3 protein-coding genes are annotated in these 6,369 nt (G+C 55.7%); 1 reads left to right on the top strand and 2 read right to left on the bottom strand.

All coding sequences use genetic code 11. The annotated features are described in order from the left end of the window. Positions 1-33 precede the first annotated feature (33 nt). Both HRF49_10700 and HRF49_10695 read right to left on the bottom strand, forming a co-directional pair. Positions 34-2,817 (bottom strand): site-specific DNA-methyltransferase, encoded by a 2,784-nt coding sequence (locus tag HRF49_10700; protein ID MEP0815115.1) that lies wholly within the window; start codon positions 2,815-2,817, stop codon positions 34-36. After that, entirely contained in the window at positions 2,801-5,851 is a 3,051-nt protein-coding gene (locus HRF49_10695) for a DEAD/DEAH box helicase family protein (protein ID MEP0815114.1), read from the bottom strand. The genes HRF49_10700 and HRF49_10695 overlap by 17 nt, the downstream gene beginning before the upstream one ends. A 77-nt stretch (positions 5,852-5,928) precedes the next feature. Between HRF49_10695 and HRF49_10690 the strand changes: the two genes are divergently transcribed. Continuing rightward, the coding region (locus HRF49_10690) for a heavy-metal-associated domain-containing protein (GenBank protein MEP0815113.1) at positions 5,929-6,369 on the top strand (441 nt) is incomplete at its 3' end.

Here is a 6,369-nt window from a genome sequence, read left to right as displayed (position 1 = left end):
AGTAGGGAGTTGGGGCGGGAGGGGGCGCGGCCGCTACACCTCGTACACCTTCAGCACTTCGTCGCCGTAGTGATTGATCACCTTCACCGCAATTTTGCCGGATTTCGGAGCGTCGAACGGGCGGCTGACCGTGGAATAAAGCTGCTCCCATGCCGATTCGTCAATTTCGGCCCGCAAAGCCCGCTTCAGTTTCTCGTACGGCCTGTCCGCGCCGCAGAAGTACGCATGGCGCACGAAGAAGCTTTCGCCGTTGTAGTCGGTGTCAATGAACCATGCCGCGATGTCGTCGGTGGAATTGTTCTTTATCTGGCCGGTCGTCGGGTCGTAAATGTCGAGGCCCTTTATTTCGACCGTCACCTGGCCGTCCGATTTCCTTATTTCGATATCCGGCTCGCCGAATACCATGAACAGGTTCCCCGCCCCGGTTTTCTTGAGCGCGTCCCCCATCTGAAGTTCCATGTTCATCCGGGCGGTGAGTATCCGGAGCTTCCCCCATTCCAGCACTTCCTGGTCCACATACGGGTCGAACGCGAATCCGCAAACGATCAAAAGGTCAATCCCCGGGCCCTTCATTATTTCCTTCGCCGCGTCCTTTATCAAATCGTTCCCGACGGTTCCGTTTTCCGGGCCGATTGCCACCGCGACCGTTTTTGACTTTCCGGCTTCCTCGAATTCGCCTTTCGCGTGTATGTAAGTCCCCGCGTACGGCTCAAGCCTTGAAAACATCAGCCGCTCTTTCTTTTTTGTGTTCTGCACTCCGGCTTTCTTGAGATTTTCGATTACCGTCAGCACAAACTGGCCGTTGCCCATGTTTTCCGCCGCCTCCTCTGTTTCAGGGCGTTCCGCATCCGCCGCAATCGTCCTGTGCGGCGACAGGCTTTCCACGGTGAACGGCCCGGCGACGCGCACTTTTGAGGTGTCCTCGTACGGCTTGTCGTACAAAAGCTCGATATCCGCGCGCCGCGCTATGGATTCGTCAATTTCCTTCTGGCGCTTCCGCCGGGTCTCCCACCATTCCGGGATGAGCACGTCCGCAAGCGGCCCCGAGCCTTTCGGGACTTCCCGCGGGATTTCCCATTCCTCCCAATTCGTTTTGCAGGCTTCGTTTATTTTCGCCCGGAGTTCGTCAAGCCCCGGCTGCCATTTCGCATGGATGACGTCAATCTCTTCGTTGTTGGCGATGCTTTTCAAAGTGACATGCGGAACGCGTTTGTACACGAAGCCCTTCCGTATATCGCCTTCCGCCGTTCCGCACTCGTAAACTTTTCCGCCAAGTGCTGCTTCCTGTTGCAGGCCTTCCGGCGAATCGGAAAGTATGTAGTACGGGTATTTGGCGCACATAAGCCGGGTGCGGGCGAGCGCGAGCGCGACTCGGGATGTGTCTATCGTTATCCAGCGCCGTCCCCACTGCTCGGCCACGTACGCGGTCGTCCCGCTCCCACAAGTCGGATCGAGAACCAGATCGCCGGGATCGGTGGTCATGAGAAGGCAGCGCTCGATAACCTTAGTTGAAGTCTGTACAACGAATGTTTTTTGTTGCTCCGAAAGTTGTTCCGCCCACAAATTATTTAGGGGGTAAAGTGGATTATCGTTAAAGTATCGCTTGTAACGTATTACATTTCCAACCTGGACAATTCTGTTTGTCCGCGCTAGCCGCTCCATTCCAGTAGGGCAGCTTGCTTTCCAATGGCTATTATCGTTGGGGCGATAAATCCGTTTACGGTATGGAAACGCTTGGTCTTCGCTTGCCTTGCCTCGCGACTGCAAATCTCCAAGTGCAACCATTTTTGAGTAATCAAAAGTCGCTTCTTCATTATCGAAATTTGACTCATTAATTCCCTTCAGATCGCCATATTCACTTTCAAAGAAGTTGTACCCACTGCTTCCTGCAATGCTCGTGTCCTTTAACCTATATATTTCGCGGTACTTTATTTTTTCGGTGCTTTTACCGTACCATACTAGATAGTCCCCAGCCCTTGAAAGGGTTTTTGCCTCGAAGCCGCTTGTAGTTGCAAATGAAACCATACTAACAAAATTCTCGCTTCCGAACACCTCGTCCATCAGGCAGCGCACGAGATGGACGTTTTCGTCGCCGATCTGGACGAAAATACTCCCGCTCTCCGTCAAAAGCTCGCGCGCAACCGTCAATCTGTCGCGCAGGTACGACAGATAGCTGTGGATGCCGAGCTCCCATGTGTCGCGGAAGGCTTTTATCTGCTCCGGCTCCCTTGTCGCGTCCTCAAGTTTGCCGTCTTTCACGTCGCGCTTGCGCGTGCTCACCTGCCAGTTGCTTCCGAACTTGATTCCGTAGGGCGGGTCAATGTAAATCATCTGAACCTTGCCCTTGAGCCGTTCCTTTTCGGCGAGCGAGCACATCACGTACAGCGAATCGCCAAGGATCATCCGGTTCGACCAGTTTTGTTCGTGCCGGTAGAAGTCCACCATTTTGTCGAACTCGATCCCGTTGAAATCGGCGAAAAGCTCCAGGTCCATCCCCGCGGCGCGCCTTTCCTTGCGCTCCTGCGCGCGGCGGAAATCCTCGATTATCGCCTTGGGGCCGATCTTCTCGTGGATGTAAATCGGGACGGCTTTTACCGACAGCGGCTCTTTGTTCTGCTCGTCCTTGCCCTTCCAGACAAGCTGGGGGTCGAGGTCGGGATCGCGGGGATAAAGGACGGTCGCGGGCTTCATCTCGTCCTCGCGGGCGAACTCCTCGGTCTCGCGCGTCGGGATGTTCACGCGCTTATCTTTGATGTGCTTGACGTCGGCGATTTTGGTTTTCGGTTTGCGGGGATCGGATTTAGTTTTGCGCGGCATTGGGCCTGTCCTCCTTGTTTCCTTCGATGAACGCCTTCAGGTCGTCCATGCAGTTCCACGGGTCGCGGACTTCCAGGAACGCCCAGCGCCCGAATCCGCCGTGGTTGTTTACCGCGGGCACCCAGAGCGTCTTTCCGGTTTCCACCTTTGCTTCCTTGTCCTTTTTCTTGATTCCGGTGACTTCCACGATAAGGTTAAGCGGATCTTCCCGGCCGTCGTCAATATGCGCGATGAAGTCTGGATAGTACTGCTTTTCCTCGCCGTACAGCGTGTAAGGGATCGTGAAACCGAGATTTGCGTTCTTGACGTAGTGGAGCACTTCGGGCATGTCGGGGTCTTCGAAAACCTTCGCCATCTTCTGCTCCCAGGACTGGGTGTCGCCGACTACATGGCTTACGTGGCATTTATCCTCGCTCGTGCTGTAAACCGGCTTCGTAGTTTCGAAATCCACGCGGCTGGTGGAGCCTTCCGTATTATAAGGATGGAGAATCGGCATCAGCCGCTTTTCGCCCCGGTCGCCGTGGACGATCGCCCTGTAAATCTTATCCGAAGCGCGGTAGGCAAATTCCAGGAGAAGCAATTCTTGGATGAATGTCTTGTCCTTCAGCTTCACGCAGTCCTTAATCCAGCGGCGGGTAATTTCCAGAACTTGCGGGAAATACCAATACTTGACTTCGGAGTTGAATTTATGCACCTTCGGATTATCCGCGGGCCGTTCAATCTCCTGCGTGAAGTACCGCTCCAGCGTGAGCTTTGCGATTAGGAACGCGACTTCCTGCTCGCGCCTAGCGCGCAGGTCGTTCAGCTCGTGTATCGAAGATTCGCCCACGATCGGCGCATTCTCCACGGTTGTAGGAATATCCTCCGCGGATAGCGTCAGCCTGCTGTCATCGGTAAATTCGGCGGAGAGATTTTGGGCCGTCAGTTCATACCGGTATCCCGCGACGCGAGGGAACCGGATTTCGCAATGGGCGCGCTCCGGCAACGCTTGGACGCGGGTGTACGGCCTAGACACGGGGATTGCGGTTCCTCCCGACGTTTGCATGAACGTGAACGGGACGCCGTAAACTTCCGCATATTCCGGCGAAAATTTGTTTTCGTCATTCAGCTCGAACGACATTCGCCGGAGCGCGCGGCCCACAACCTGCTCGCACAAAAGCTGGGTGCCGAAAGCGCGGATTCCAAGTATATGCGTTACGGTGTTCGCATCCCATCCTTCGGTCAGCATCGAAACCGAAACGACGCAGCGCACATTCTCGCCAAGCTTGCCGGGCTTGCCGACGGTGTTCATCACTTCGCGGAGAATGTCGGAATCGGTTATTTTTTCAATGTCCTTTCCGATATAACGATTTCTGTATTCGTTCTTGAAACTTTCGATTTCATTCGCCGCAATTTTACGGAAGTCGGCGGAAAGCGCTTCGCCGCTTTCAAGTTGCTCGCTGTCCACCAGAATCGTATATGGTCGGGCGCGCCATTTCATGTTTCCGGCATAGTCGGTTTCGACATTGCTGAAAAGCGGAAGCTCGCCGGGAACGAGCCTCGAAGCGCTATCGGATACACGTTTTTCCCAGCCTGAAATGTAATCGTAAACCAGCTTAGATACGTTCGTGTTGTTGCAAACGACGATGAAAACGGGGGGCGTGGAATTGATATGCCGCGACTCGCTTTCCTTTTTCCACGCTTCGAAATATTTTTCGTAATTGCTGTAAAGGCTGTGAATTGCACCCGCGAGCGTGACGGGAAGTTTCGGCTCGCCGGTTTCTGCTTCGGCGCCGCGGCCTTTCTTCGGCAGGTCGTCCTTGACGTGAGGCCAAATATGGCGGTATTTCGGAACTTCGTCCGTCATCTGGTCGTCCGAAACCGGGACGCGGGGGACCTTGACGACACCGCACTCTATCGCGTCCACAAGCGAGAAATCGGAAACTACCCAGGGGAAAAGCGTGCCTTCTTTCCATCCGGAACCGCGGAGGAAAAACGGCGTCGCGGAAAGGTCGTATACGACGCGGATTCCGAGCTTTTTCTGGACTGCTTCGAGACCGGAAATCCAGATGCGGGCGTACTCGTCGCGCTTCTTCGCTTCCTGCTTCTCTTCTCCCTTTAGCTCCTCCTCCTCCGGCTCCTCTGCTTTGCGGCGGTAGCAGTGGTGGCCCTCGTCGTTTATGACGACGATGTTTTTCTTTTTCAGAAATTCGGCGCAGACGCGGGCCACCACTTTTCCCGGAGTTTCCTTGGTCCGCCTGTCGCTTCCCTTCCAGATTATTTCCTTCGTAAGCTTCGGAGTTGAAATCGTTTCACGCGGCAGGAACGAATGAAAATTGGTGACGAGAATGTTTGCGGATTGGATGTCGTCAAAATCGCTATGCGGTATCAAATCCCATTTTTCGTAGTAATTCTCCGGGTCGCTAGGATAAAGAACGCGCAGCCGGTCCTTAATCGTGATTCCGGGCGTGATTATCAAAAAAGTATCGGAAAACCGGGCATCCTGGGGATTGGCGCGTTTGTTCAGCACCTGCCATGTAATCAGCATCGCCATAACCAGCGTTTTACCGCTTCCGGTCGCCATTTTGAATGCGATCCGGAAAAGTTCGGGATTGCTCGCTCGGTTTGAATTTACAAGCTCGTTGATTATCCTTGAGTCGCCGCTTTTTTCCGCGCACTCGGTTATGTAAATCGCGGTTTCAATCGCTTCAAGCTGGCAGAAAAACAGCCGCCTTTCCCTTTCTTCCCTGCGCCAGTATTGAATCAGCCTGCGCGTCGGGGATGAGATGTTGGGGTAATTGCGCGAGCGCCAAACCCCGACGCTGTGGCGGATGTTGTTGATCAATTCATTTGGCTTGAATACTTGAGAATCGAAAATGTCCAGTTCAAGCTGGGCGCGTCGTCCCGACGCCCTGGGCTTCGCAACCGGAACCGAATACTGGCTTATCCGGCGCTCCTCGACAATCTCGCCCGTAGGCTGGCCATTCTCATGCTTGAAATGGCGCTTCGGTTCCTCGTACGGCGAGTTGAGAATCGGATTTTCGATTACCGCCATGCTTCCCTTCCCCTTATTCCTCGGGTGAAACCGGTTGGAATTTTAGCATGGCGGGCTTCGGGCGGTATTATTAGCCGGTGGCGAAGACAGTCCAATTTCAGGTGACCGGGATGTGCTGCGCGGAGGAGGTTTCCGCGCTGCGCGATACGGTCGGGCGGCTGCCCGGCGTGGCGGCGCTCGACTTCGACGTCCTGCGCGGCACGATGTCGGTCACCGCCGCAAAGGGCGCGCAGGTCGCCGACGCGGACGTGATCCGGGCGGTCAGGCGCGCCGGAATGGGCGCGGTGCGCATCCGGGATGAACGAAGCGCAGGCGCGGGCGATGTCCGCGCCGGATATTCGCAAGGCGCGGAAGCGGGCGATGTCCGCGCCGGATATTCGCAAGGACGCGGCGCAGGCGCGGGCGATGTCCGCGCCGGATATTCGCAAGGCGCGGAAGCGGGCGATGCGGAAGCGGGCGATGCGGGAGCGGGCGATGCGCAAGGGGGCGCGGCGGGAGCGGGCGATGCGGGCGCGGGC

Source organism: bacterium (assembly GCA_039961635.1).
GTDB lineage: Bacteria > 4484-113 > 4484-113 > JAGGVC01 > JAGGVC01 > JABRWB01.
The sequence above is the reverse complement of the archived record's forward strand: the minus strand, read 5'-3'. Positions and strand labels throughout refer to the sequence as shown.

Coding starts and splice junctions, on each gene's coding strand:
- HRF49_10700 (MEP0815115.1), bottom strand. CDS start 2,817: ATGCCGCGCAAAACTAAATCCGATCCCCGCAAACCGAAAACCAAAATC.
- HRF49_10695 (MEP0815114.1), bottom strand. CDS start 5,851: ATGGCGGTAATCGAAAATCCGATTCTCAACTCGCCGTACGAGGAACCG.